The organism is Streptomyces dengpaensis (assembly GCF_002946835.1).
GTDB lineage: Bacteria > Actinomycetota > Actinomycetes > Streptomycetales > Streptomycetaceae > Streptomyces > Streptomyces dengpaensis.
The window spans coordinates 3,858,824-3,883,032 of the sequence record NZ_CP026652.1; the positions used below are offsets into that span (position 1 = coordinate 3,858,824).

Genomic DNA, 24,209 nt, shown 5'->3' on the forward strand with positions numbered 1-24,209 from the left:
CCACCCCGCGCGTCGTGGGGAACACGGCGTCGCGGGAGCCGCTGGACCAATGGAAGCGGCCCTTCAAGGGCAGCAAAAAAGGGGCTGCCCCGGGACCGAAGTCCCGGGGCAGCCCCTCTTGTTCGGCGAACCCGGAGGTTACGCCTCCTTGCTCAGGTTGGGCCCGGCACCGCCGGCCGCCTGCTCGATCGGCGGGACATCGGGGAGTGCCGACTTCTCCTCGCCGCGGAAGGTGAACTTCTTGGCCTCACCCTCACCCTCCGTGTCGACGACCACGATGTGGCCGGGACGCAGCTCGCCGAAGAGGATCTTCTCGGAGAGGATGTCCTCGATCTCGCGCTGGATGGTCCGGCGCAGCGGCCGGGCGCCCAGGACGGGGTCGTAACCCTTCTTCGCGAGGAGCGACTTGGCGGTCGGGCTGAGCTCGATGCCCATGTCCCGGTCCTTCAGCCGCTCGTCCACCTTGGCGATCATGAGGTCGACGATCTGGATGATGTCTTCCTCGGTGAGCTGGTGGAAGACCACCGTGTCATCGACACGGTTCAGGAACTCGGGGCGGAAGTGCTGCTTCAGCTCGTCGTTGACCTTGGCCTTCATGCGCTCGTAGCCGGTCTTGACGTCACCCGCGGCCGCGAAGCCGAGGTTGAAGCCCTTGGAGATGTCCCGGGTACCGAGGTTGGTCGTCATGATGATGACCGTGTTCTTGAAGTCCACGACCCGGCCCTGGGAGTCGGTCAGGCGACCGTCCTCCAGGATCTGCAGAAGCGAGTTGAAGATGTCCGGGTGAGCCTTTTCGACCTCGTCGAAGAGGACCACCGAGAACGGCTTCCGGCGGACCTTCTCGGTCAGCTGGCCGCCCTCTTCGTAACCCACGTATCCGGGGGGCGAACCGAAGAGACGCGAGACCGTGTGCTTCTCGCTGAACTCGGACATGTCGAGGGAGATCAGCGCGTCCTCGTCACCGAACAGGAACTCGGCGAGGGTCTTGCTCAGCTCCGTCTTACCGACACCCGACGGGCCCGCGAAGATGAACGAACCACCGGGGCGCTTCGGGTCCTTCAGACCCGCTCGCGTACGACGGATCGCCTGCGAGAGCGCCTTGATGGCGTCCTTCTGGCCGATGACCCGCTTGTGGAGCTCGTCCTCCATGCGGAGCAGCCGCGAGGACTCCTCCTCGGTCAGCTTGAAGACCGGGATGCCCGTGGCGGTGGCCAGGACCTCGGCGATCAGCTCGCCGTCGACCTCGGCGACGACGTCCATGTCGCCGGCCTTCCACTCCTTCTCCCGCTTGGCCTTCGCGGACAGGAGCTGCTTCTCCTTGTCGCGCAGGGAGGCGGCCTTCTCGAAGTCCTGCGAGTCGATCGCGGACTCCTTGTCGCGGCGCACGCCCGCGATCTTCTCGTCGAACTCGCGGAGGTCCGGCGGAGCGGTCATCCGGCGGATGCGCATCCGGGAGCCCGCCTCGTCGATCAGGTCGATCGCCTTGTCGGGGAGGAACCGGTCCGAGATGTAGCGGTCCGCGAGCGTCGCGGCCTGGACCAGGGCCTCGTCCGTGATGGAGACACGGTGGTGCGCCTCGTAGCGGTCGCGCAGGCCCTTGAGGATCTCGATCGTGTGCGGCAGGGACGGCTCGGCGACCTGGATGGGCTGGAAGCGGCGCTCCAGGGCCGCGTCCTTCTCCAGGTGCTTGCGGTACTCGTCCAGCGTCGTCGCACCGATGGTCTGCAGCTCGCCACGGGCCAGCATCGGCTTCAGGATCGAAGCCGCGTCGATGGCGCCCTCGGCGGCACCCGCACCGACCAGCGTGTGGAGCTCGTCGATGAACAGGATGATGTCGCCGCGGGTGCGGATCTCCTTGAGCACCTTCTTCAGGCGCTCCTCGAAGTCACCGCGGTAGCGGGAACCGGCGACCAGCGCGCCGAGGTCCAGGGTGTAGAGGTGCTTGTCCTTGAGGGTCTCGGGCACCTCGCCCTTGACGATGGCCTGGGCGAGGCCCTCGACGACGGCGGTCTTGCCGACGCCGGGCTCACCGATCAGGACCGGGTTGTTCTTCGTACGGCGGGACAGCACCTGCATGACCCGCTCGATCTCCTTCTCGCGCCCGATGACCGGGTCGAGCTTGGACTCACGAGCGGCCTGGGTGAGGTTCCGGCCGAACTGGTCGAGGACCAGGGACGTGGAGGGGGTGCCCTCGGCAGGACCACCGGCGGCGGCGGTCTCCTTGCCCTGGTAGCCGGAGAGCAGCTGGATCACCTGCTGCCGCACCCGGTTGAGGTCTGCGCCCAGCTTGACCAGGACCTGGGCGGCGACGCCCTCGCCCTCTCGGATCAGGCCGAGCAGGATGTGCTCCGTGCCGATGTAGTTGTGGCCCAGCTGAAGGGCCTCGCGGAGCGACAGCTCCAGGACCTTCTTGGCACGGGGGGTGAAGGGAATGTGGCCCGAGGGCGCCTGCTGGCCCTGGCCGATGATCTCCTCCACCTGCTGGCGGACCGCCTCGAGCGAAATCCCGAGGCTCTCCAGGGCCTTAGCGGCGACACCCTCACCCTCGTGGATCAGGCCCAGGAGGATGTGCTCGGTGCCGATGTAGTTGTGGTTGAGCATCCGGGCTTCTTCCTGAGCCAGGACGACAACCCGCCGCGCGCGGTCGGTGAACCTCTCGAACATCGTTAATCGCTCCTCAGAGCGGTCAGGCGGTGAAGGGACGCTCCCCTCACTGTCCTTCCGCAGCTTAGTCCCGCAAGCGGGGACCGCTCATTCCAACTGCCGACACCGTCCGGATCACCTCCGCTCGCGCGAAGACAGAGTCCCTGCCTCCTGAGACCGAACGCCGACATCTGCTCCAACCCGATGGTGCGAGACGATGTTCCCGCAGGCCAGGCAGTTACCCTCACCATCTGTACGCCGATGGCGAACGCGAGATGCCCGAACCATGCGTGTCGCCCCTCCCACTAGGGATGTCTTACCCGTACGCACTGACACTCCATGCAGCGCGCACCGGTTCCCTCCGCTACGGGCGAACATCCTTGCGCCACCGCACACCCCTGGACGCCCCCTTTTCCGGCACTCTCCGCATGCACCGGAACACCCAGCGTAACTCCATAGCTCTTCTGGCTGTTGCTCCTGTCATGGTTCCCACCGTCCCTCTCCCTCGGCGGCCGTTCAACCGGAACGATCCGATGCGGCCGTGGTACGAGAACGAATTGGGCTGGGCGACAGTGCCCGGAGCGCCGCTACGGCTGGTCACAGGCCTGCGTTTCGACGTTCTGGATGTGCCGGCCGAGGCGGGGCGCGCGGCGCTGCGGCATCTGGGGCCCACGTCGCCGGTGGCCCTGCTCGGCGACCGGATGCGGCTGCTCGTGGCCGCGGGAAGCGCGGAGGAGCTGCCGGGGCTGCTCGACTGGCTGGAGTGGGGTGCTCTCGCGCTGGACCTCACGGCCATCGGCGCGGGCGGGAGCATCGAGGCTCCTCTGCCACCTGGAGTGGACTCAACGGCGGCCGGGCACCCACGGGCTGCAGCCGATGGGCTCGCGGTCGGCCCGCCAGGGGCCGCCGTCTGGCTGCGGCCCCCGGAGCCCGGCCGCGAGGTCGAGCTGACGCTGCCGACGCTGTCGGCGCTGAGCGGCGGAGCGGTCGGAGGGGGCGGTGGGGGCGCCCCCGATCTCGTACGACTCGTGGAGACGATGGCAACGCAGTGCCATCGCGTAAGGCTGCGGCGCGCGTGCGCTCAGCCGTTGGCCTTCTCGGCTCAGCCGTTGGCCTTCTCGTAAGCCTCGCGAATGGACGCGGGAACTCGGCCACGGTCGTTGACCTCGTAGCCGTTCTCCTTCGCCCATGCGCGGATCTGCGCGGTGTCCTGGCTGCCACCGGAAGCGACGCGGGCCTTTCCGCGTGCTCCCGAAGCGCGGCCTCCGGTACGACGACCACCCTTCACGTACGGGTCGAGAAGGCCACGGAGATTGTCCGCGTTGGAGGTCGTGAGATCGATTTCGTACGTCTTGCCGTCCAGCGCGAACGTCACGGTCTCGTCCGCCTCGCCACCGTCGAGGTCGTCGACAAGAAGGACCTGAACCTTCTGTGCCACCGGATTTCCTTTCATCGATAACTTCAGGGCGGGGGTCTGCGGCGTCCGCCGTTTCGCCGTCCCCTGTTATATGCAGTACTGCAGTACGTCGGAAAGCAAACCGCTTTTGCTGGAAAAACACAAACCCCTGGCGGAGACTCACACGGCACTGGCAGACCGGAAACGTGCGCGTTTCGGACATAGGGAACCTGGGCAAGCCAGTCCGCCGGAATAGTTGCTGACGATCACAGATGCAGAAGCATGCGGCTGTTGCCCAAGGTGTTCGGTTTCACTCGTTCGAGACCGAGGAACTCCGCGACGCCCTCGTCATAGGAACGCAGGAGCTCCGCGTAGACATCCGTGTCCACGGGCGTCTCGCCGATCTCCACGAAGCCGTGCTTCGCGAAGAAGTCGACTTCGAAGGTCAGACAGAAAACGCGCCGAACGCCGAGCCAGCGGGCGGTCTCCAGCAACTTCTCCAGCAACTGATGACCGACGCCCAGCCCCCGGAGTGCGGGGTTCACGGCAAGAGTGCGGACTTCCGCGAGGTCTTCCCACATCACGTGCAGTGCGCCACAGCCGACCACCTCAGTACTTGAGCCGGCGCCCCGTTCCGCGACCCAGAACTCCTGGATGTCCTCGTAAAGCGTCACCGTCGCTTTGTCGAGCAGGATGCGGCGCCGGACGTTCGCGTCAAGGAGGCGGCGTACGGCGGCGACATCGCTGGTCCTGGCCCGCCGGACGGTGATGGCTTTTGCGGCGGCTTCGGGATGCTCTGCTGGCATGGGCGGACGCTATCGCCCGTCGTCGCCCTCGACGGCGTCGGGGTTCTCGTCCGCGGGGTTCTCGTCCGCGGGCTTCGCGGGCGGCTTCTCCGCCGCGCGGGTTTCCGGTCCTTGGACGATGCGCATGGCATCGCGCAGGGCTTCGCGCTGTTCCTGGGACATCATGCCGAAGAAGGCGACGAGAGCGGCGGCGGGGTTGTCGCTCTGCGACCAGGCGTCGTTCATCAGTGCGGCCGCGTAGGCGGCACGCGTGGAGACCGCCTCATATCGATAGGCCCGGCCTTCCGCCTCCCGGCGCACCCAGCCCTTCTGATGGAGATTGTCCAAAACGGTCATCACCGTGGTGTACGCGATGGACCGTTCCTGTTGAAGATCTTGCAGGACTTCTCGAACGGTCACCGGGCGGTTCCAGTTCCACACCCGCGTCATGACCGCGTCTTCGAGATCTCCCAATGGGCGAGGCACAACTCAGAACAATAGTCTGAGAACGGCAACAAAAAGGGCGTACGACTCGAAAAACGTATGAGTCGTACGCCGTCGCGCGTCGATGAGGGGCTGCCGTACGCCGATGAGGGCGCGGCAGGGCTCTCTGGAGCCCGTGTGGGCGGGGCTCAGGCGTCGGTGTCGCGGGATGCCTGGCGGGTGCTCTCCGCGCGCGCGAGGGCGGCGTCGACGGCCGCGTCCTCCTTGGCCTTGTTGGCGCCGCCCTGGGACTTGACGATCGTCACGATCAGTGCGGTGAAGAACACGGCCATCACTACCGGGGGCAGGAGCGCGGAGACGTAGTCCATGCCCCCAGGGTAGCTACCCCGCGGCGAGCTGCTGAGGGGGGTTCGCCGATGGCGGCGCGGGCTTGCGCCGCGGAGGAAAGACCTCGCCCGGCGTGGGGATGGGCCGGTCCGGGCGCGGGGACCTCACCGGGGCCGGGGGCTTGGGTCCCGGTTTCGGGTCGGCGGCGGGCTTCTCCGCCGGCTTCCGCGCGGGCTCCTCGGCGGCCCGGCCCCCCGGGAGGGCCAGCAGGTGCGTGCGGGACTCGGCCCGGCAGCGGTCCAGGAGGGCGGCCGCGGCGGGGTTGCCGCGCAGGGCGCGGAGCGCGGCGAGGTCGTCGGGGTTCGGGCGGTAGCCGGCGGCGAGGACCTCCTCCAGGAGGGCGAGGTAGCCGCGGGCGGTACCCGGCAGGGCGGCTCGGTAGCGGGCGAGGTCGGCCAGCAGGAAGGCCCGGAGCCTGGTTCCCTCGCGGGCCGCCTCGTCGACGGACTCGGCGAGTCGGAGACAGTCGTGGACGTCCTCGGCCGAGGCGGGGCTGGGGTGGAGGGCAAGGGCGAGAGCGCGACGGAGCACACGCAGCTCCTCCGCACCGAACGCCATGCCGCCGCGGGATCCGTATGGCGTGGGCATGCGCCGACGATACGCGCTAATCAGACAAAAGCCGCATAGCGAAACGATCACGGCGCGTCTTAGCGCGTCTAAGGATGAGCCCGTCCGGCGTTTTGAGGACGCGCGCGAAGCGCGATATGGGGGGTCTGGGGGGCGGAGCCCCCCAGGTACGGGAATGGGCAGGGGCGGAGGGGGCGAAGAAAAGTCAGGTACGCGACACGTTCCGCTCGTACACAAGGCGCAGCCCGATCAGCGTCAGCCACGGCTCGTGCTCGTCGATGACGGAGGACTCCCCCAGGACCATGGGCGCCAGCCCACCCGTTGCGATCACGGTGACGTCGTCGGGGTCGTCGGCCAGCTCACGCGCCATTCGGTTCACGACCCCGTCGACCTGCCCCGCGAACCCGTAGATGATCCCGGACTGCATCGCCTCGACGGTGTTCTTGCCGATCACCGACCGCGGCCGGACCACCTCGATCTTGCGCAGCTGCGCCCCCCTGACGCCCAGCGCGTCGACGGAAATCTCGATGCCGGGTGCGATGACACCGCCGATGTACTCACCCCGCGCGCTCACCGCGTCGAACGTCGTCGCCGTACCGAAGTCGACGACGATCGCCGGCCCCCCGTAGAGCTCGACGGCGGCGACGGCGTTGATGATGCGGTCCGCGCCGACCTCCTTCGGGTTGTCCGTGAGGATCGGCACGCCGGTCTTGACGCCGGGCTCGACGAGGACGGCGGGCACGTCGCCGTAGTAGCGCCGGGTCACCTCGCGCAGCTCGTGCAGCACGGACGGGACGGTGGCGCAGATGGCGATGCCGTCGATGCCGTCGCCGAGCTCCTCGCCGAGCAGCGGGTGCATGCCCATGAGGCCCTGGAGGAGCACGGCGAGCTCGTCGGCCGTGCGACGGGCGTCCGTGGAGATGCGCCAGTGCTCGACGATCTCCTCGCCGTCGAAGAGGCCGAGGACGGTGTGGGTGTTGCCGACGTCGATCGTGAGCAGCATCAGCCCTGATCCGCCTCGTCCGTCGACGCCTCGCGCAGGTCGAGGCCGATGTCCAGGATCGGCGAGGAGTGCGTGAGGGCACCCACCGCCAGGTAGTCGACGCCCGTCTCGGCGTACGCCTTGGCGTTGGCCAGGGTGAGGCGGCCCGAGGCCTCCAGGAGGGCGCGGCCGGCGACGAGGGCGACGGCCTCCTCGCACTCGACGGGCGTGAAGTTGTCCAGAAGGATCAGGTCGGCGCCCGCGTCCACGACCTCCCGCAGCTGGTGCAGGGTGTCGACCTCGACCTCGATCGGGACCTCCGGGAAGGTTTCGCGTACGGCCTCGAAGGCCTGCGCCACGCCGCCCGCGGCGACCACGTGGTTGTCCTTCACCAGGGCCGCGTCCGAGAGGGACATGCGGTGGTTGACGCCGCCGCCGCAGCGCACCGCGAACTTCTCCAGGGAGCGCAGGCCTGGCGTCGTCTTGCGGGTGTCCCGGACTCGGGCCTTGGTGCCCTCCAGGACGTCCGCCCACGCGCGCGTGGCGGTCGCGATGCCGGAGAGGCGGCACAGGAGGTTCAGCGCGCTGCGTTCGGCCGTCAGCAGATCGCGGGTGCGGGTGGTGACGCTCAGGAGCTTCTGTCCGGGCTCGACGCGGTCGCCGTCGTCGACGTGCCGCTCGACGGCGAACTCGTCGGTGCAGACCACGGAGATGACCGCCTCGGCCACCCTGAGGCCCGCGACGACGCCGGCATCCCGGGCGATGAAGTCGGCGGTGGAGACGGCGTGCTCGGGGATGGTCGCGACCGTCGTCACGTCCACGCCGTGGTCGAGGTCCTCCTGGATGGCGACGTTCGCGATGTCCTCGACCTCCAGAGGGTCGAGACCGGCGTCGGCGAGGAGCTGGGCGAGCGCGGGGTCGAGGCCGCACTCCATGTACGTCTCGTCCATGTCGGCGCCGCAGCCGCAGCCGTCGCCGCAGCCGCCGCTCTGGGCGAGGGGAAGGTCGGGGGTGCTCACTGCTCTCACTGCTCCTGGGAAGGGGGCGCCGGCTGGGGCATGGGGGTCCCCCCTTGCGGGAGGGTCGGGGGGAAGTCTGCTGTGTCGGTGGTGTGTACCGCGAGCGTCCGGTCGGGATTCAGCCGTACGACGATGTGGCGGCGCCACTGTGAATCGTCCCGGTCGGCGTGGTCCTCGCGCCAGTGGCAGCCGCGGGTCTCCTGGCGCATGCGTGCGGCGGCGACCAGGACCCGGGCCACGCACAGGAGGTTGGTGGCCTCCCAGGTGTCGACGCCGGGCTCGGCGGTCTTGCCGTTCTCGTCGAGGGCGTCGCGGGCGTCGGTGTGCAGCTGCTGGAGCTGGTCGGCGGCCTTCGCGAGGGACTCGGCCGAGCGCAGGACGCTGGCGCCCTCGGTCATGATCCGCTGGATCGCGAAGCGGGCCTCGGGGCCGAGCAGCGGGTGTGCGGGTACCTCGGGGTGCGGGACCGGTTGGGGCACGCGCGCGTGGAGGCCGTTTTCCGACCGCCCTGCCGCGATGTCGGCGGCGATGCGCTCGGCGTAGACGAGGCCTTCGAGGAGGGAGTTGGAGGCGAGCCGGTTGGCGCCGTGCACGCCGGTGCAGGCGACCTCGCCGCACGCGTACAGGCCCGGCACGGTGGTGCGGCCCCGGGCGTCCGTGCGGACGCCTCCGGAGGCGTAGTGGGCGGCCGGGGCGACCGGGACGGGCTCGGTGACCGGGTCGATGCCGTTGGCCCGGCAGGCGGCCAGGATCGTCGGGAAGCGGTGCTCCCACATGTCGGCGCCGAAGTGCCGGGCGTCGAGGAACATGTGCTCGGCGTCCTGCTCCTGCATGCGGCGCATGATGCCCTTGGCGACGATGTCCCGCGGCGCCAGTTCGGCCAGTTCGTGCTGTCCGACCATGAAGCGCACGCCGTCCGCGTCGACCAGGTGGGCGCCCTCGCCGCGCACTGCCTCGGAGACGAGCGGCTGCTGGCCCTCCGCGTCCGGGCCCAGGAACAGCACGGTCGGGTGGAACTGCACGAATTCGAGGTCGCTGATCTCCGCCCCGGCGCGCAGGGCGAGCGCCACGCCGTCGCCCGTCGAGACCGACGGGTTGGTGGTCGCCGAGAAGACCTGGCCCATGCCCCCGGTCGCGAGGACCACAGCGGGGGCGTGAACGGCTCCCACGCCGTCGTGCTGGCCCTCTCCCATGACGTGCAGGGTGACGCCCGCGGTGCGGCCGTCGGCGTCCGTGAGGAGGTCCAGGACGAGCGCGTTCTCGACCGTGCGCAGTCCACGCGCGCGTACCGCCTCAACGAGCGCCCGGGAGATCTCCGCGCCGGTCGCGTCGCCGCCCGCGTGCGCGATACGGCGGCGGTGGTGGCCGCCCTCGCGGGTGAGCGCCAGGCCGCCCTCGGTGGACTCGTCGAAGTGGGCGCCGGTCGCGATGAGACGGCGTACGGCGTCAGGGCCCTCGGTGACGAGGATGCGTACGGCGTCCTCGTCACACAGGCCCGCGCCCGCCTCCAGGGTGTCGTCGAGGTGCTGCTCGGGGGTGTCTCCCTCGCCGAGGGCCGCGGCGATGCCGCCCTGCGCCCAGCGCGTGGAGCCGTCGTCGAGGCGGGCCTTGGTGACCACGACGGTCTTCAGGCCCGCTGCCTCGCAGCGCAGGGCCGCGGTGAGACCGGCGACGCCGGAGCCGACGACCACGACGTCCGCGGTGACGGCCCAGCCGGGGGCGGGCGCGTGCAGCCGTATGCCAGTACCTGTAGAGGTATCCGAACCTGTGCCTGTGCCGGTCACGAGGCGGCTCCGAAGGTGAGGGGGATGTTGTCGATCAGCCGGGTCGTGCCGACCCGTGCGGCGACGGCGAGGACCGCCTCGCCGGTGAAGTCGTCCCCGACCTCCGTGAAGTCGGACGGGTCGACCAGGGCCAGGTAGTCCAGGGCCAGGGAAGGCTGCCTGCGGGCCGCCTCGTCGAGGACCAGCCGGGCGGCCGCGCGGACACCGGTGGGACCGCCCGGGACCGCCTTGGCCACGGCGTGCGCGTCGGCCGCGGCGCGGGACTCCCCTATGGCGCTGAGGGCCTCGGCACGCGCGTGCGTGGCGGGCACTTCACGGGCACGCGCGCGCAGGGCCTCCTGCGCGGCGTGCCGGTCGCGGCCGGCGAACAGGGCCTGCGAGAGGGCGAGCGCGGTGCGCCGTTCCTCGGGCGACAGGTAGCGGTTGCGGCTGGAGAGGGCGAGCCCGTCCTCCTCGCGCACGGTGGGCACGCCGACGATCTCCACGCCGAAGTTCAGATCGCGGACCATGCGCCGGATCAGGGCGAGCTGCTGGGCGTCCTTCTGCCCGTACAGCGCGACGTCGGGCCGGGTGAGGTGCAGCAGCTTGGCGACGACGGTGAGCATGCCGTCGAAGTGGCCGGGGCGCGCGGTCCCCTCCAGGCGCCCGCCCATGGGTCCCGCGGAAATGCGGACCTCGGGCTCGCCGCCGGGGTAGACCTCGTCCACCGAGGGAGCGAACACGACGTCCGCACCCGCCTGTTCGGCGATCTTGATGTCGGCGTCGAGGGTGCGCGGGTAGCGGTCGAGGTCCTCGCCCTTGCCGAACTGGAGCGGGTTCACAAAGACGGTGACGACCACTTCGCCCTGGTCTCCGGCGATCTCGCGGGCGGCGCGGATCAGCGTGGCGTGGCCCTCGTGGAGGGCGCCCATGGTCATCACGACGGCTCGGCGGCCTGCACGCGTGCGTGCGTGCAGTTCGTCGGCGGTGTGCAGCAGGGCGGTGGTCATCGGGCGTCTCCCTCGATCCCGTTGGGCCCGTCGGTGCCGTCGGTCCCGGTGATCTCGTCGGCTCCGTTGGCGAGTACCCCCAGGAGGTCCTCGGCGAGTTCCGGCTTGAGCAGTCCGTGGGCGAGCGCGCGGTCGGCGGTCGCGCGGGCCATGGCGAGATAGCCGGCGACGGTCTGCGGGGCGTGCTTGCGCAGCTCGGCGACGTGCGCGGCGACGGTGCCCGCGTCACCGCGCGCAACGGGGCCGGTGAGGGCCGCGTCGCCCGACCTGAGCGCGTTGTCCAGGGCGGCGCCGAGCAGGGGGCCCAGCATCCGGTCGGGGGCCTCCACGCCCGCGGCGCGCAGCAGCTCCATGGACTCGGCGACCAGGGTCACCAGGTGGTTGGCGCCGAGCGCGAGGGCGGCGTGGTAGAGCGGGCGGGACTCCTCGGCGATCCACTCGGGCTCGCCGCCCATCTCGATCACCAGGGCCTCGGCGGCCAGCCGCAGCTCCTCGGGCGCGGTGACCCCGAAGGAGCATCCGGCCAGCCGCTGGACGTCCACAGGGGTGCCGGTGAAGGTCATCGCGGGGTGCAGCGCGAGCGGCAGCGCGCCCGCCCTGAGGGCCGGGTCGAGCACCTGGGCGCCGTACCGCCCGGAGGTGTGCACGAGCAGCTGTCCGGGCCGTACGGCCCCTGTCTCGGCCAGTCCCTCGACGAGCCCGGGCAGGGCGTCGTCAGGGACGGTCAGCAGCACCAGCTCAGCGCGCTCCAGGACCTGTGCCGGGGACACCAGCGGCACGTCGGGCAGCAACAGCGCGGCTCGCCGCTTGGAGGCGTCGGAGACACCGGAGACGGCCACCGGGCGGTGCCCGGCGAGCTGCAGTGCCGCGGCGAGCACCGGGCCGACGCGGCCCGCGCCGACAACGCCGACGGAGAGCCGCGCGGGGCGGTCCTTGGGGTCTGACTGTGGGAATGTACTCACTCGTCGGCGGCCTTCCGTTCCAGTCCGCTCGGGGTACCGGACGATTTCTCGTCATGTTAACGCGATCGGTTCGAGGGCCGTCCGGTTGTCCACAGGCTGTGGGTTTCCGCTGGTCACGAGGGCGCGGAAATCGGGGTGACCGGCGAGGCGGGGGCGCGACATCATCCGGGGATGAGCGATACGGCGGCGGAGACCGAGAAAGAGCCCGCGGAGCGGTCCGTGGACGAGACGGCCGAGCAGGTCCCGGTGGAGGCGGCGCAGCTGTCCCGGGAGCAACGCTTCGAGCGGCGTGCCGCGGCCTGGAAGGCGGCGCAGCGGGTCCTGTGGAGGCCCAGCTACCAGCAGACCGTCCGCGAGCGTCTGGCCTGGCTGAACGACGCGGCCGAGGGCGTGTACGACCTCGGCCGGCGCGTCGACATGTACGGCGACGGGATCGTCGAGGCCCTGGAAGGGCGGGTCGCGGAGCTGCTGGGCAAGGAGGCCGCCGCCTTCTTCCCCACCGGCACGATGGCCCAGCAGGTCGCCCTGCGCTGCTGGGCGGGCCATACCGGCAACCCGGCCGTCGCGGTGCACGCCCTCAGCCATCCAGAGGTCCATGAGCGGCATGCGTTCAGCCAGGTCAGCGGCTTGCGTCCGGTCCGCGTGACGGACGAGCCACGGCTTCCGACCGCCGAGGAGATACGCGACTTCGCGGAGCCCTTCGGGGCGCTGATGCTGGAACTGCCGCTCAGGGACGCCGGTTTCGTCCTGCCCTCCTGGGAGGAGCTCTCCGAGGCTGTGGAAGCCGCCCGTGAGCGCGACGCGGTGGTCCATTTCGACGGGGCCCGGCTGTGGGAGTGCACGACGCACTTCGGCCGCCCTCTGGAGGAGATCGCGGACCTCGCGGACAGCGTCTATGTGTCGTTCTACAAATCACTCGACGGCCTCGGCGGGGCGGCAATCGCGGGCCCGAAGACGCTGATCGACGAGGCGAAGACCTGGCGGCACCGCTACGGGGGCATGGTCCTCCAGCAGTTCCCGACGGCGCTGGCAGCGCTCATCGGCCTGGAGCGGGAACTGCCCCGGCTGCCGGAATACGTGGCCCACGCGCGCGTGGTCGCCACGGCGCTGCGGGAGGGTTTCGCGGAGGCCGGCATCCCCTGGGCGCGCGTCCACCCCGAGGACCCGCACACCCACCAGTTCCAGGTCTGGCTGCCGTACGACCCCGACACCCTGACGGTCGCGGGACTACGGCAGACCGAGGAGACGAAGACCGGCCTCTTCGCGCAGAGCTGGCTGCGCGCCGGCCCGGGGGTGGCGTTCACCGAGGTCACGGTGGCGGAGCCCGGCCTGCAGTGGACGGCGGAGGACGTCAAGGCGGCCGTACGGGACTTCGTGGAGCGGCTCACCGACGGGGCGTCCGGCTAGGCCCCGGCGTCGCGAGGCGGACGGGAACGTGACGGCAGGGCCTCGGGCGAGGCGTCGCGATGTCGACGAACGACGGGGGCCGGCTCAGCAGCCGGCGTGCCGCCGTCGCCCGTGCAGCCACCGGCCCAGGGCTTCCCGTATCCGCCCCTGGGCCGGGTGGCCCGCCACCACCGATCGGAACCGCCGGTAGTCGCGCACCTCTCGCGCGACCTGCCAGTCGTGCCCGCCGGGTGCCGGAGGGGCGGCCTCGCCGTGCTGCGAAGCCCGGTAGGCGTCGAGGAGGTACTGCTGCGTGATGCTCATGGCAGATCGCCTCCCGGGACGAGGGACAGGAGTCAGAAGGCCCGCGGCCTCATCCATGGCCGGTGCTGCACTACCCGATCGGCTCCCCCGGGCTCGCCGCCCCGCCCTCCGTCGAGGAGCTGACCCTGCGGATGACCGCGCTGTCCCACCCGGTCCGGATGCGGATCTGCCGCCATCTGGCCCGCAGCGCGTACACCACGGGCGAGCTGGCGCAGGTGCACGGGATGACGGCTCCCGAGATATCCCGGCATCTGAGCGTGCTCAAGAAGGCGGGCCTGATCACCACAAGGCGTCGCGGGCGGTATGTCCTGCACCAGCTCGACGTCACCGTGGTGGCCCGGCTGGGCAGCGACTTCCTGGAGGGTGTCCTGCGTTGACTTGCTCCTCGGGCTGAAGCCCGAGGATTCTGGCCTTCTCGTCCGTTGCTGTGCCGCTACGCGGCACAGGGTTCGGGCGGGAATCCGTGGCTTCCTGTTTCTTCGCGCTGTGCCGGGACGAGTCCTGGTCTTACCGGCGCTCCGCAGGCTGTCACCGCCCGTCCGGCGGCCGTTTTGACGTTCTTCGCGGCATTGTGGTCCCGGTCGTGGACGGTGCCGCAGGCGGTGCAGGTCCATTCCCGGACGTTCAGGGGCTTGGGGCCGTCTTTGATACCGCAGGCCGAGCAGGTCTGGGAGGTCGGCTCGAACCGGCCGATCTTGACCAGGGTCCGCCCGTACCGGGCCGCCTTGTACTCCAGCATGTTCACGAACGCCGACCATCCGGCGTCATGGACACTCCTGGCCAGCCTGGTGCGCGCGAGTCCTTGGACCGCCAGGTCCTCCACGCCGATCGCTTGGTTGTCGCGGATCAGCTGAGTGGAGAGCTGGTGGTGAAACTCGCGGCGGGCATCGGCCACCTTCGCGTGGGCGCGGGCGACCTTCAGACGGGCCTTGGCCCGGTTCTTCGATCCCTTCTGCTTGCGGGACAGCTCCCGCTGGGCCTTCTTCAGTTTCTTCTCCGCCCGGCGCAGAAACCGAGGAGAGTCGATCTTCGTCCCGTCGGAGAGGACGGCGAAGTGGGTCAGGCCCAGGTCGATGCCGACCGTCTGGTCGGTGCCGGGCATCCGGGCGGCGTCCGCGCCCGGGTCGGTGTCAACGACGAACGAGGCGAAGTACCGTCCGGCCGCGTCCTTGCCACGGTGACCGAGGAGGGCCGCGCGGGCAAGGTCCTCGACCACTTCACCTTCACCGCGCCGATCTTCGGGAGGTTCAGCCTCCCGGAACCAGTGATCGACCAGCGGGCATTGGCCGTGAACCGGATCGACTGACGGCTGTCCTTGCGGGACTTGAAGCGGGGCGCACCGGTCTTCGCGCCCTTACGCTCGCCCTTGAGGGAGGCGAAGAAGTTCTTGTAGGCGGTCTCCACGTCACGCAGGGACTGCTGGAGCACCACCGAGGAGACCTCGCCCAGCCAGGCCCGTGAAGCGGTCTGCTTCGCGGCGGTGATCAGCTTCTTGGACAACTCGCCGGCCGTCGGGAATGGCTCGCCCGCTCTGCGGGCGTCCTCGCGAGCACGCACGGCATCGTTGTACACGACGCGGGCGCACCCGAACGCCCTGGCCAGCGCGAGGCGTTGGCCAGGTTCCGGGTACAGCCTGAAGGCGTACCGAAGCTGCATGCGGTGATCGTACGAACGAGCGCCGCCCGCTACCAGAGGGAACGTATGAACGGTCGGTACTCCCTTGAAACCAGGCAGGACAGAGCGGGCCGAACGGGGGAGGCGTTGCCCGGCCTCTCCGGATCGGACCCCGTGACGCTCCGCGCCGGCCGTGGTGGCGCCTGCGCTCTCATGCTCCGCAGGACAGCATCCGTGACGCTCCGCGCCACAGTCACAGATTCGCTTCACCACCGGCCTGAAGGCCGATGCACTGCGAATGAATCCCGGTAGCGCGCCTCGCGGCGAGGGGCGGTGGGCTCTGGGCGCGTGGCCAGCCCCGGTCGCCGAGGCGCGATGGGCGCTCAGCGAGGCCTGGGGCGTACGGAAGGCGCTCAGTCGAGCCGGATGTGCTTCGCGCCAGTCCACGCCTTGCGCAGCCGCCCCCGTACCACCCCGTCGCGGTTCGGCGTGAGCGTCAGCCCCGCCAGTACGGCGATCCGGTCCGCGGTCTTGGCGACCGTCGTGTGGTCGGTCCACAGGTGCTCGGCGAACTCCGGCTCGCGCAGCCGCTCCAGGCAGTGGTCGAGCTGCCGCACGGCCCAGCTCTCACGCCGCAGCGGGGCGTCCTTGTCGGCGACGTACCGAAGGATGTGCCCGAAGCCGCGCTCGCGCAGCCGCTTCAGTACGGTCTCGCGCTCGGCCAGAAGCGCGAAGTGCCGTACGTCGTGGCCCAGTTCGCCCAGCCGCCCGACGGTCTCCTCGAAGTAGCGGGAGTTCGTGACCGTCATGGGGGCGATGACCACGCCGTCGTGCTTGCTGAGCGCGAGGTCGAGCACCTCGACCACGCCCCGCCGCCAGGACTCCAAGTCCTGGAAGTCCCCGCGCAGTTCGGGCGGCAGCATGCGGCGCAGGCCGAAGCCGGCGTGTTCCGGGTCGCAGACGACGCTGCCGGGCAGCCGTCGCTGGATCTCGTGTGCGGTCTGTGTCTTGCCGCCCCCGAAGGGGCCGTTGATCCACAGGAGCATGCGCAGACCCTAGTGGGCGCCGGTTACGCCTCGGTCACGCCCCCGCGCAACTCCGCACGCTCACACCCGCCTTCGTGCGCCGTACGCGCCGCGCCCGCCCGCGGGACAGCCATGCCTACGCGCCCCGCGTCAGCCGTGTCCGCCCGCCCGCACCAGCCCCGTCTCGTACGCGAGCACGACCACCTGCACCCGGTCCCGCAGGCCCAGCTTGGTCAGGATGCGTCCGACATGCGTCTTCACCGTCGCCTCGGACAGGACCAGACGTGCCGCGATCTCCCCGTTGGACAGGCCCTGCGCGACCAGCACCATGACCTCACGCTCGCGGTCGGTGAGCCGCTCCAGCTCCTTGTGCTGGGGCTTCTTGCCGGCCGCGGGCAGCATCGGCGCGAAACGGTCCAGCAGGCGCCGGGTGGTGGAGGGCGCGACCACGGCGTCACCGCTGTGCACGGAGCGGATCGCGGCGAGCAGTTCGGCGGGCGGTACGTCCTTGAGCATGAAGCCGGAGGCGCCCGCCTTCAGCCCCGTGAAGGCGTATTCGTCGAGGTCGAAGGTGGTGAGGATCAGCACCTTCGGCGGGTTGGGCTCGGAGCAGATGCGGCGAGTGGTCTCGACGCCGTCCAGCTTCGGCATGCGGACGTCCATCAGCACCACGTCGACCGCCGTGGCGCGCAGCACCTGGAGGGCCTCGACGCCGTCGCCCGCCTCGGCCACGACCTCCATGTCCGGCTGGGCGGCGAGCACCATCCGGAAACCGGTGCGCAGCAGCACCTGGTCGTCGACGAGCATGACTCGGATCGCCATCGGGTCCTCTTCCATCTCAAGGGGCGCGGGTCAAAGGTGCGCGTTACGGGTGTCGGGGGGCAGGTGTCAGTTGGCGGACTTGAGCGGGAGCAGGGCGCTGATGCGGAAGCCTCCTCCGGGGCGCGGTCCCGCGTCCAGGGTGCCGCCGACCATGCCGACGCGCTCCCGCATGCCGATCAGGCCGTGGCCCTGGCCGTCGGCGCCCCCCTCCTCGTACAGCTCGTGGGGTGCGCCCTTGCCGTCGTCCTCGACGAGCAGTCCGAGGCCGTCGTCGAAGTAGACCAGGCGCACGCTCGCGCCCGCGTTCGGTCCCCCGTGCTTGCGCGTGTTGGTGAGCGCCTCCTGCACGATGCGGTACGCCGTGAGTTCTACGCCGGTGGGGAGGGGGCGCGGGGTGCCCTCCACCTTGAAGTCGACGGGGAGGCCCGCGGTGCGGCACTGCTCGATGAGGTCGTCGAGCTGTTCGACGTCGGGCTGCGGCACGTACTCGCCGCTCTCCTGGTGCTCGCCGGTGCGCAGCACGCCGAGCAGGCGGCGCATCTCGGCGAGGGCCTGGCGGCCGGTTCCGGAGATGGTCTCCAGGGCCTTCTTGGCCTGGTCCGGGGCGGTGTCCATGACGTAGGCGGCGCCGTCGGCCTGGACCACCATCACGGAGACGTTGTGCGCGACGACGTCGTGCAGCTCGCGCGCGATCCGGGCGCGCTCGGCGGCCACCGCGACCTTGGACTGCGCCTCGCGCTCCTTCTCCAGCCGGGCGGCGCGCTCCTCGAGCTGGGCGAAGTAGGCGCGGCGTGTGCGGAGGGAGTCGCCGAGCACCCAGGCGAGCGCGAACGGAACCGTCTGGAAGACCGCTATCAGTACGCCGCCCACGGCGCCCGCCCGTTCCTCGGGCCAGCGAATCTGCGCGAGGGTCCCCGCGCACAGGCCACCGATCAGCCCGAAGCGGGAGGCCCAGAGGGCGCCGTCCGCGGCGACGGTGTAGATGATCACCAGCATCGCGAAGTCGACGGGCATGACCTCGACGTCGAACACCAGCTGGGCGAGGCCCATCGCCGCGGCCAGGAGCAGCATCTTCTCGGGCAGACGGCGGCGCAGTGCGACCACCAGACACAGGGCGACGGCGATCGGGACCGCCGCGGCCAGGTTCCAGCGACGGTCCGAGGCCTCGTTGACGCTCGCGAAATTCGCGCAGGTGACCCCGAGTAGGAAGACGGCCCAGAAGCTGTCGACCCACGTCGGGTGCCTGCGGAGGAAGTCGTAGAGGCGCTGCACGTAACCCAGAGTAGGTAAGCGTGCAGCGTGCAGGGGTCAACCGGAGGGTCGATCCGTAACCGGCGCTCGTACTCCCCAAGGTGGAGGCTTGCCTCTTTCCGGCGCTTGGGGCCTGTCCGGCGGGTCACACCGGACAGGCCCTAGCCTGGCCCGGTGAGACGTGAGGCGACGGGTGAGTGGCGGGGCTGGCGCGAGGCGACGGAGGAGGCGCTGTACGGGCCCTCCGGCTTCTACCGCAGGCCCGAGGGGCCCGCGGGCCACTTCCGCACCTCGGTGCACGCGTCGCCCCTCTTCGCCCAGGCCGTGGCCCGGCTGCTGTGCCGCGTCGACGAGGCGCTCGGCCGGCCCGGCTCGCTCGCCTTCGTGGACATGGCGGCGGGCCGCGGCGAGCTGGTGACCGGTGTTCTCGCCGCGCTCCCCGCCGACGTGGCGTCCCGCGCGCGCGGGTACGCGGTCGAACGCGCCGACCGCCCCGCAGGCCTCGATCACCGGATCGAGTGGCTCGCCGAGCCGCCGAAGGGGATCACCGGGCTGCTGTTCGCCAACGAGTGGCTGGACAACGTGCCGGTGGACATCGCCGAGGTGGACTCCGAAGGCGTACGGCGTCTGGTTCTCGTACGCAGGGACGGGACCGAACGCCTCGGGGAGCCCGTGGAGGGGGCGGACGCGGAGTGGCTGCGGAAGTGGTGGCCGTTGCCGTGCGAAGAACCGCACGCGGCTTCCGAAGGACCGCACGTGCCGCCCGAAAGACCGCACCCGGCATCCGAAGGACCGCACGTGCGCCCCGAAGGCGGGCACGCGCTCCCCGAAGGAGCACAGGCACCCGCCGAACAAGCACACGCGCCCGCCGAAGGAGCCCGCGCCGAAATCGGCCTCCCCAGGGACCTCGCCTGGGCCTCCGCCGTGTCCGCCCTCGACCGGGGTCTCGCCGTCGCCGTCGACTACGCGCACGTCGCCGCCGCGCGGCCGCCCTTCGGGACGCTCACCGGGTTCCGTCAGGGGCGGGAGACGCTGCCGGTGCCGGACGGGTCGTGCGACATCACCGCGCACGTGGCGCTCGACGCGTGCGCGGTGCCCGGGGGGCACGTGATCACGCAGCGCGCGGCACTGCGCGCGCTGGGCGTGAGCGGCGCACGGCCCCCGCTCGCGCTCGCTTCCACGGACCCCGCCGCCTACGTGCGCGCCCTCGCGAGCGCCGGCGCGGCGGCAGAGCTCACCGCGCCCGGCGGCCTCGGCGACTTCGGCTGGCTGCTGCAGCCCGTCGGCGTACCGGCGGACCTACTTGTCGATGTCGCCGACCACGAAGAACAGTGACCCCAGGATCGCCACCATGTCCGCGACCAGCGTGCCGGGCAGCAGCTCGGTGAGCGCCTGGATGTTGTTGAACGAGGCCGAGCGCAGCTTCAGCCGGTACGGGGTCTTCTCGCCCTTGCTGACGAGGTAGTAGCCGTTGATGCCGAGGGGGTTCTCGGTCCAGGTGTACGTGTGGCCCTCGGGCGCCTTCAGGACCTTGGGAAGGCGCTGGTTGATCGGCCCCGGCGGCAGCTCGGCGAGCCGGTCGAGGCAGGCCGCCGCGAGGTCGAGCGAGTTGTGGGTCTGTGCCAGGAGGCACTCGAAGCGGGCCAGGCAGTCGCCCTCCTGGCGCATGACGACCTTCAGGGTGTCCTGCAGCTCCCCGTACGCGAGGTAGGGCTCGTCGCGACGCAGGTCGAAGTCGACGCCGGAGGCGCGCGCGATCGGCCCGCTCACGCCGTACGCGTGCACGGTCTCCGGCGCAAGGACGCCCACGCCCCGCGTACGCCCGCGGAAGATCTCGTTGCCGAGCACCAGGTCGTCGTACACGTCCATCCGCGAGCGCAGGGCCTCGACGGACGCACGCGCGCGTGCGGTCCAACCGGCGGGCAGGTCCTCCTTGAGGCCGCCGATCCGGTTGAACATGTAGTGCATGCGCCCGCCGGAGACCTCCTCCATGACGTGCTGGAGTTCCTCGCGCTCCGTGAAGGCGTAGAAGATCGGGGTGATCCCGCCCAGCTCCAAGGGGTACGAACCAAGGAACATCAGGTGGTTCAGGACCCGGTTGAGCTCCGCGAGCAGCGTGCGCGTCCACACCGCGCGCTCGGGGACCTCCATGCCGAGCATCCGCTCCACGCCGAGGACCACACCCAGCTCGTTCGAGAAGGCGGACAGCCAGTCGTGGCGGTTGGCGAGCACGATGACCTGGCGGTAGTCACGCGCCTCGAAGAGCTTCTCCGCCCCGCGGTGCATATAGCCGATGACCGGCTCCGCGTGCTGGATCCGCTCGCCGTCGAGCACGAGCCGCAGCCGCAGCACGCCGTGCGTGGACGGGTGCTGGGGCCCGATGTTGAGCACCATGTCGGTGCTCTCCGCGGCGCCGCCGATACCGACCATGGTCTCCGTCGTAGGAGTCATGGGAACAGTGTCTCGTACGTACGCTTGCCTCATGGAGAGGGGGAGCATGGAGACCACCGGACATGCGGCAACGGAGCCGGTCTGGACCGGACTGCCCCCGCGGCTGCTCCGAATGCGACGGCTGTTGCTCGTGGTGTGGCTGGGGCTGCTGACGATCGCCCTGGGGCTGGTGCTCGGGCTGCTGGCCGGACCGGTCTGGGCGGCCTTCGCCCTGCTGCCGCTCGCGCTGATGATCTGGGGCTGGCACATGCTGGGACGCAACTGGCGCTCCTGGCGCTACGCCGAGCGCGCGGACGACCTGCTGATCAGCCGGGGTGTGCTGTGGCACGAGGAGACCGTCGTGCCGTACGGGCGGATGCAGCTGGTCGAGGTGACCTCGGGGCCGGTCGAACGGCACTTCGGGCTCGCGAGCGTGCAGCTGCACACAGCGGCCGCGGCGACCGACGCGCGCATCCCGGGCCTGGACCCGGCCGAGGCCGAGCGGCTGCGGGACCGGCTGACGGAGCTGGGCGAGGCACGATCGGCGGGGCTGTGACGACGCCGACGCCGGGAACCGGCGAGGCCGTACGCGAGGAGAAGCCGCTGGCCGAGCGGCGGCTGCACCCCGTGACACCGTTCCGGCGCGCCTGGGCGCCCGTGGCCGTACTCGCCGGATGGGCCGTGCACGACCCCAACCAGGCGCAGGAACAGCTGACCGGGCTCACGACGACCGCGCTGGTCGCCGGGCTCGCCGTGTTCGTCCCCGGTGCCGCCCTCTACGGCTTTCTGAGCTGGTGGTTCACGCACTTCGCGGTGACCGACACGGAACTGCGCATCCGTACCGGCCTGTTGTTCCGCCGCACCGCGCACATCCGGCTCGACCGGCTCCAGGCCGTCGACGTCACCCAGCCGCTGCTGGCCCGCGTCGCGGGCGTCGCCAAGCTGAAACTCGACGTCATAGGGACGGACGCGAAGGACGAACTGGCGTACCTGAGTCAGGGCGAGGCCCGTGCGCTGCGCGCCGAACTCCTCGCCCGAGCGGCCGGTTTCGCGCCCGAGACCGCGCACGAGGTCGGCGAGGCTCCGGCGCGGCAACTGCTGCGCGTACCACCCGGCGTCCTCGCCGTCTCCCTGGTGCTCACCGGCGCCACCTGGGGCTCGCTGGCCGCCGCGATCGTCGTGCCCCCACTGCTGTGGTTCGGCACCCACAACGTGTGGACGGTCCTCGCGACCGCGGTGCCGCTGCTCGGCGCGGCGGGCGCGAGCAGTGTGGGGCGATTCGTCGCCGAGTACGACTGGACGCTGGGCGAATCGCCGGACGGGCTCCGCATCGACCACGGGCTCCTCGACCGTACGCACGAGACGGTGCCGCCCGGACGCGTGCAGACCGTACGGATCGTCGAGCCGCTGCTGTGGCGGCGGCGCGGGTGGGTGCGCGTCGAGCTGGACGTGGCCGGATCGTCGAACTCCGTGCTCGTGCCCGTCGCCCCGCGCGACGTCGCCGAGTCGGTGATCGCGGGGGTGCTGCCGGGGGTGACGGTGCCGTCGTCCCTGTCCCGGCCGCCGCGGCGGGCCGGCTGGTGCGTGCCGTTCTGGTGGCGGGGGTACGGGATCGCCGTCACCGACACGGTCTTCGCGGCGCGCCATGGACTGCTGCGCCGCAGCCTCGCGCTCGTACCGCACGCGAAGGTGCAGAGCGTACGGCTCTCACAAGGGCCGTGGGAGCGCCTCAGGCGGCTCGCCGACGTCCACGTGGACACGGGGGCCAACAAGACCGTGACGGCGCGGCTGCGGGGCACTGAGGAGGCGGCGGAGCTGCTTCAGGGGCAGGCGGACCGTTCCCGTACGGGGCGGCGGGAGGCCCGGCCGGACCGGTGGATGGCGTAGCCCCCGCCTGCGGAGTGGGTGCCCGGTGCGGGGGCTGGGCCGCCCTCGGCTACGAGGCCGCGCCCCGCAGTACGCCCACGTCGATCGGCTCCGTCTCGTCGTGCGCCGTCAGGTCGATGACCTGGCCGATGCCGCGCGCGCCGTCGTCCACCGGCTTGAACCCGGCCTCGGCGTCGGCCTTGTGCAGGGCGAGCGCCTCCTGGCCGACGACGTCCGCGAGGTCCTCGTTCTGTACGGCTTGCAGGGCGTCGGCGGACGACGCCTTCTGCGTACCGAAGAAGTCGAACCCGCCCTCGACCTTCGGCCGCCGCACGGGCGTGGCCGGTACGACGGCCACCGCGGTCGGCACGGCGAAGTGCCCGGAAGGCTTGACGGGCGTCGACGCCTGGGGTGACGCCGAGGACTGAGCCGGCGGCTGGGACGGCAGGGAGGGCTCGGGCAGCTTCGCCTCGGCGGCCGCGCGCGTGTGCCCGTCGGCCGCCTCGGGCTTCCCCTGCGCCTCGCCCTCCTCCGCGACGGCGTCCGAGGACGGACCCGTCTCGGCGGAACGGCCCTCCGGGGACGCGCCGTTCACGGACGCGGCCTGCGCCGGGCCGGCATCGGCCGACTCGCCCGGTGCTGGGTTCTCCACCACCGCGGCGCCGCTCGCGATCCGGTTCAACGCCGCGTTGGCCCGCAGGAAGAGCGACGACCCGGCCGGGGAGAAGGTCTTGGGAGACGCCGGAGCGTCCGTCGCCACGTCGGAGGACTCCGAGGGCGCCACGGAGGCCTCGCCCGCCCCGCCCTTGGGTGCTTCGGGTACTTCGGGCGCCTCCGGGGAAGCCGCCGCGGCCGGAGGCTCCGGATCCGGCGGCACCGTCGGGCCGGCGGGCAGCGCCGCACGGGCCGGAACCGCCGCCTCTATCGCGAGCTGCCGACGCCCCTCCAGGGCGCTCGCCCGCTCCGTCTCCGCCGTGGCGTACCGCCGCAGCAGCGCCGCGTGTTCGTTGCGCAGGCCCGCCAGCTCCGCCCGCTTCGCGCGCAGATTCCGCTCCAGCTTGGTGCGCAGCTCGCGCGACTCGTCGAGGTCACTCTCCAGTTCGGCGACGCGCTCCTCGTGACGCCACTCGTCGCTCGCCCGCGCGCGTGTGAGGTCCGCGACGCGTTTGCCCGCGGCGGCGTCCCAGCGGCGCATGACGACCGCGCCGATGACCGCCGTCACCGCAGCAGCCGCGGCCAGCCCACGGAGCACCAGCGGCTCCGTGAACAGCCAGGGCCCCACGGCACAGACGATCGAGACGCCGGCGATCGCCGAAGGAGGCAGCAGCCTGTGCAAGGGCGGGGAATGGCGGTGACGTCCACGTGGCATGGCCAGAAACTTACCGCGCGTAGGCGAATCTTGGTGCCCCGCCCGGTAAAAATACGGCCACCTCGCGGTATTCGTCATCGGCCGCGATCTTGAACTTGAGGCCGGGCTTCCCGAGATCCGAAATGATCTTGAAGTGCGGCGCTTCTGGGGGGACTCGGCGAACT

22 protein-coding genes and 2 pseudogenes are annotated in these 24,209 nt (G+C 71.0%); 6 read left to right on the forward strand and 18 right to left on the reverse strand.

Annotated elements, in window-relative coordinates; all coding sequences use genetic code 11:
- Positions 1 to 138 precede the first annotated feature (138 nt).
- Positions 139 to 2,664 (reverse strand): ATP-dependent Clp protease ATP-binding subunit, encoded by a 2,526-nt coding sequence (locus C4B68_RS17650; protein WP_099506218.1) that lies wholly within the window; start codon positions 2,662 to 2,664, stop codon positions 139 to 141.
- A 461-nt stretch (positions 2,665 to 3,125) separates the two neighbouring features.
- Here C4B68_RS17650 and C4B68_RS17660 point away from each other — a divergent pair, with 461 nt between their 5' ends.
- Positions 3,126 to 3,767 carry an SCO3374 family protein gene (locus C4B68_RS17660; RefSeq protein ID WP_099506217.1) on the forward strand — a complete coding sequence of 214 codons (642 nt, stop codon included), beginning with the start codon at positions 3,126 to 3,128 and terminating at the stop codon, positions 3,765 to 3,767.
- Here the strand turns inward: C4B68_RS17660 and C4B68_RS17665 are convergent.
- The 10 genes from C4B68_RS17665 to C4B68_RS17710 form a co-directional block, all read right to left on the reverse strand.
- Complete coding sequence (locus tag C4B68_RS17665; protein ID WP_099506216.1) at positions 3,746 to 4,081, reverse strand: histone-like nucleoid-structuring protein Lsr2; 336 nt, start codon at positions 4,079 to 4,081, stop codon at positions 3,746 to 3,748. The genes C4B68_RS17660 and C4B68_RS17665 overlap by 22 nt on opposite strands.
- Before the next feature lie 224 nt (positions 4,082 to 4,305).
- Positions 4,306 to 4,845 carry an amino-acid N-acetyltransferase gene (locus C4B68_RS17670; protein WP_099506215.1) on the reverse strand — a complete coding sequence of 180 codons (540 nt, stop codon included), beginning with the start codon at positions 4,843 to 4,845 and terminating at the stop codon, positions 4,306 to 4,308.
- A 9-nt stretch (positions 4,846 to 4,854) separates the two neighbouring features.
- Complete coding sequence (locus C4B68_RS17675; RefSeq protein WP_240634712.1) at positions 4,855 to 5,274, reverse strand: BlaI/MecI/CopY family transcriptional regulator; 420 nt, start codon at positions 5,272 to 5,274, stop codon at positions 4,855 to 4,857.
- 182 nt (positions 5,275 to 5,456) lie between these two features.
- Positions 5,457 to 5,636 (reverse strand): hypothetical protein, encoded by a 180-nt coding sequence (locus C4B68_RS17680; protein WP_099506213.1) that lies wholly within the window; start codon positions 5,634 to 5,636, stop codon positions 5,457 to 5,459.
- Positions 5,637 to 5,649: 13 nt separating this feature from the next.
- Positions 5,650 to 6,243 carry a hypothetical protein gene (locus C4B68_RS17685; RefSeq protein ID WP_099506212.1) on the reverse strand — a complete coding sequence of 198 codons (594 nt, stop codon included), beginning with the start codon at positions 6,241 to 6,243 and terminating at the stop codon, positions 5,650 to 5,652.
- Between the two features lie 184 nt (positions 6,244 to 6,427).
- Entirely contained in the window at positions 6,428 to 7,225 is a 798-nt protein-coding gene (locus C4B68_RS17690) for a type III pantothenate kinase (protein WP_099506211.1), read from the reverse strand.
- Positions 7,225 to 8,223, reverse strand: coding sequence for a carboxylating nicotinate-nucleotide diphosphorylase (gene nadC / locus C4B68_RS17695; protein WP_099506210.1), 999 nt, complete (start codon positions 8,221 to 8,223; stop codon positions 7,225 to 7,227). Before nadC ends, C4B68_RS17690 begins: the two co-directional genes overlap by 1 nt.
- Before the next feature lie 5 nt (positions 8,224 to 8,228).
- On the reverse strand, positions 8,229 to 10,007 hold the full coding sequence (locus C4B68_RS17700; protein WP_099506209.1) for an L-aspartate oxidase: 1,779 nt from the start codon (positions 10,005 to 10,007) through the stop codon (positions 8,229 to 8,231).
- Positions 10,004 to 10,996 (reverse strand): pantoate--beta-alanine ligase, encoded by a 993-nt coding sequence (gene panC / locus C4B68_RS17705; protein ID WP_099506208.1) that lies wholly within the window; start codon positions 10,994 to 10,996, stop codon positions 10,004 to 10,006. The genes C4B68_RS17700 and panC overlap by 4 nt, the downstream gene beginning before the upstream one ends.
- Entirely contained in the window at positions 10,993 to 11,958 is a 966-nt protein-coding gene (locus tag C4B68_RS17710) for a Rossmann-like and DUF2520 domain-containing protein (RefSeq protein WP_099506207.1), read from the reverse strand. The genes panC and C4B68_RS17710 overlap by 4 nt, the downstream gene beginning before the upstream one ends.
- 171 nt (positions 11,959 to 12,129) lie before the next feature.
- Here C4B68_RS17710 and C4B68_RS17715 point away from each other — a divergent pair, with 171 nt between their 5' ends.
- Positions 12,130 to 13,365 carry a threonine aldolase family protein gene (locus tag C4B68_RS17715; protein ID WP_099506206.1) on the forward strand — a complete coding sequence of 412 codons (1,236 nt, stop codon included), beginning with the start codon at positions 12,130 to 12,132 and terminating at the stop codon, positions 13,363 to 13,365.
- 84 nt (positions 13,366 to 13,449) lie between these two features.
- On the opposite strand, the gene C4B68_RS17720 is transcribed toward C4B68_RS17715, so the two are convergent.
- On the reverse strand, positions 13,450 to 13,668 hold the full coding sequence (locus C4B68_RS17720; RefSeq protein ID WP_099506205.1) for a hypothetical protein: 219 nt from the start codon (positions 13,666 to 13,668) through the stop codon (positions 13,450 to 13,452).
- Positions 13,669 to 13,727: 59 nt separating this feature from the next.
- Between C4B68_RS17720 and C4B68_RS17725 the strand changes: the two are divergent.
- Positions 13,728 to 14,045, forward strand: a pseudogene (locus C4B68_RS17725) (ArsR/SmtB family transcription factor); the annotation flags it as partial.
- A 56-nt stretch (positions 14,046 to 14,101) separates the two neighbouring features.
- Here the strand turns inward: C4B68_RS17725 and C4B68_RS17730 are convergent.
- The 4 genes and pseudogenes from C4B68_RS17730 to C4B68_RS17745 form a co-directional block, all read right to left on the reverse strand.
- A pseudogene (locus tag C4B68_RS17730) lies at positions 14,102 to 15,324 on the reverse strand (RNA-guided endonuclease InsQ/TnpB family protein).
- A gap of 371 nt (positions 15,325 to 15,695) precedes the next feature.
- Complete coding sequence (locus C4B68_RS17735; protein ID WP_099504895.1) at positions 15,696 to 16,328, reverse strand: AAA family ATPase; 633 nt, start codon at positions 16,326 to 16,328, stop codon at positions 15,696 to 15,698.
- Between the two features lie 129 nt (positions 16,329 to 16,457).
- Complete coding sequence (locus C4B68_RS17740; protein ID WP_099504896.1) at positions 16,458 to 17,129, reverse strand: response regulator transcription factor; 672 nt, start codon at positions 17,127 to 17,129, stop codon at positions 16,458 to 16,460.
- 66 nt (positions 17,130 to 17,195) lie between these two features.
- A complete protein-coding gene (locus C4B68_RS17745) occupies positions 17,196 to 18,401 on the reverse strand; it encodes a sensor histidine kinase (RefSeq protein WP_099504897.1) in 1,206 nt (401 codons plus the stop codon).
- 153 nt (positions 18,402 to 18,554) lie between these two features.
- On the opposite strand from C4B68_RS17745, the gene C4B68_RS17750 reads away from it, so the two are divergent.
- Positions 18,555 to 19,715 (forward strand): SAM-dependent methyltransferase, encoded by a 1,161-nt coding sequence (locus C4B68_RS17750; protein WP_099504898.1) that lies wholly within the window; start codon positions 18,555 to 18,557, stop codon positions 19,713 to 19,715.
- On the opposite strand, the gene C4B68_RS17755 is transcribed toward C4B68_RS17750, so the two are convergent.
- Positions 19,680 to 20,831 (reverse strand): NADH-quinone oxidoreductase subunit D, encoded by a 1,152-nt coding sequence (locus tag C4B68_RS17755; RefSeq protein ID WP_099504899.1) that lies wholly within the window; start codon positions 20,829 to 20,831, stop codon positions 19,680 to 19,682. The two genes, C4B68_RS17750 and C4B68_RS17755, sit on opposite strands and share 36 nt — an antisense overlap.
- Positions 20,832 to 20,862: 31 nt before the next feature.
- On the opposite strand from C4B68_RS17755, the gene C4B68_RS17760 reads away from it, so the two are divergent.
- The gene (locus tag C4B68_RS17760; protein ID WP_099504900.1) at positions 20,863 to 21,366 is read left to right on the forward strand and encodes a PH domain-containing protein; all 504 of its coding nucleotides are present in this window, start codon (positions 20,863 to 20,865) and stop codon (positions 21,364 to 21,366) included.
- Positions 21,363 to 22,697 (forward strand): PH domain-containing protein, encoded by a 1,335-nt coding sequence (locus C4B68_RS17765; protein WP_099504901.1) that lies wholly within the window; start codon positions 21,363 to 21,365, stop codon positions 22,695 to 22,697. The genes C4B68_RS17760 and C4B68_RS17765 overlap by 4 nt, the downstream gene beginning before the upstream one ends.
- 49 nt (positions 22,698 to 22,746) lie before the next feature.
- Here C4B68_RS17765 and C4B68_RS17770 read toward each other — a convergent pair whose 3' ends face one another.
- Entirely contained in the window at positions 22,747 to 24,045 is a 1,299-nt protein-coding gene (locus tag C4B68_RS17770) for a hypothetical protein (RefSeq protein WP_099504902.1), read from the reverse strand.
- Positions 24,046 to 24,209 lie beyond the last annotated feature (164 nt).

Coding starts and splice junctions, on each gene's coding strand:
- C4B68_RS17650 (WP_099506218.1), bottom strand. CDS start 2,664: ATGTTCGAGAGGTTCACCGACCGCGCGCGGCGGGTTGTCGTCCTGGCT.
- C4B68_RS17660 (WP_099506217.1), top strand. CDS start 3,126: ATGGTTCCCACCGTCCCTCTCCCTCGGCGGCCGTTCAACCGGAACGAT.
- C4B68_RS17670 (WP_099506215.1), bottom strand. CDS start 4,845: ATGCCAGCAGAGCATCCCGAAGCCGCCGCAAAAGCCATCACCGTCCGG.
- C4B68_RS17675 (WP_240634712.1), bottom strand. CDS start 5,274: ATGACGCGGGTGTGGAACTGGAACCGCCCGGTGACCGTTCGAGAAGTC.
- C4B68_RS17680 (WP_099506213.1), bottom strand. CDS start 5,636: ATGGACTACGTCTCCGCGCTCCTGCCCCCGGTAGTGATGGCCGTGTTC.
- C4B68_RS17685 (WP_099506212.1), bottom strand. CDS start 6,243: ATGCCCACGCCATACGGATCCCGCGGCGGCATGGCGTTCGGTGCGGAG.
- C4B68_RS17690 (WP_099506211.1), bottom strand. CDS start 7,225: ATGCTGCTCACGATCGACGTCGGCAACACCCACACCGTCCTCGGCCTC.
- panC (WP_099506208.1), bottom strand. CDS start 10,996: ATGACCACCGCCCTGCTGCACACCGCCGACGAACTGCACGCACGCACG.
- C4B68_RS17715 (WP_099506206.1), top strand. CDS start 12,130: ATGAGCGATACGGCGGCGGAGACCGAGAAAGAGCCCGCGGAGCGGTCC.
- C4B68_RS17720 (WP_099506205.1), bottom strand. CDS start 13,668: ATGAGCATCACGCAGCAGTACCTCCTCGACGCCTACCGGGCTTCGCAG.
- C4B68_RS17735 (WP_099504895.1), bottom strand. CDS start 16,328: ATGCTCCTGTGGATCAACGGCCCCTTCGGGGGCGGCAAGACACAGACC.
- C4B68_RS17740 (WP_099504896.1), bottom strand. CDS start 17,129: ATGGCGATCCGAGTCATGCTCGTCGACGACCAGGTGCTGCTGCGCACC.
- C4B68_RS17755 (WP_099504899.1), bottom strand. CDS start 20,831: ATGACTCCTACGACGGAGACCATGGTCGGTATCGGCGGCGCCGCGGAG.
- C4B68_RS17760 (WP_099504900.1), top strand. CDS start 20,863: ATGGAGAGGGGGAGCATGGAGACCACCGGACATGCGGCAACGGAGCCG.
- C4B68_RS17770 (WP_099504902.1), bottom strand. CDS start 24,045: ATGCCACGTGGACGTCACCGCCATTCCCCGCCCTTGCACAGGCTGCTG.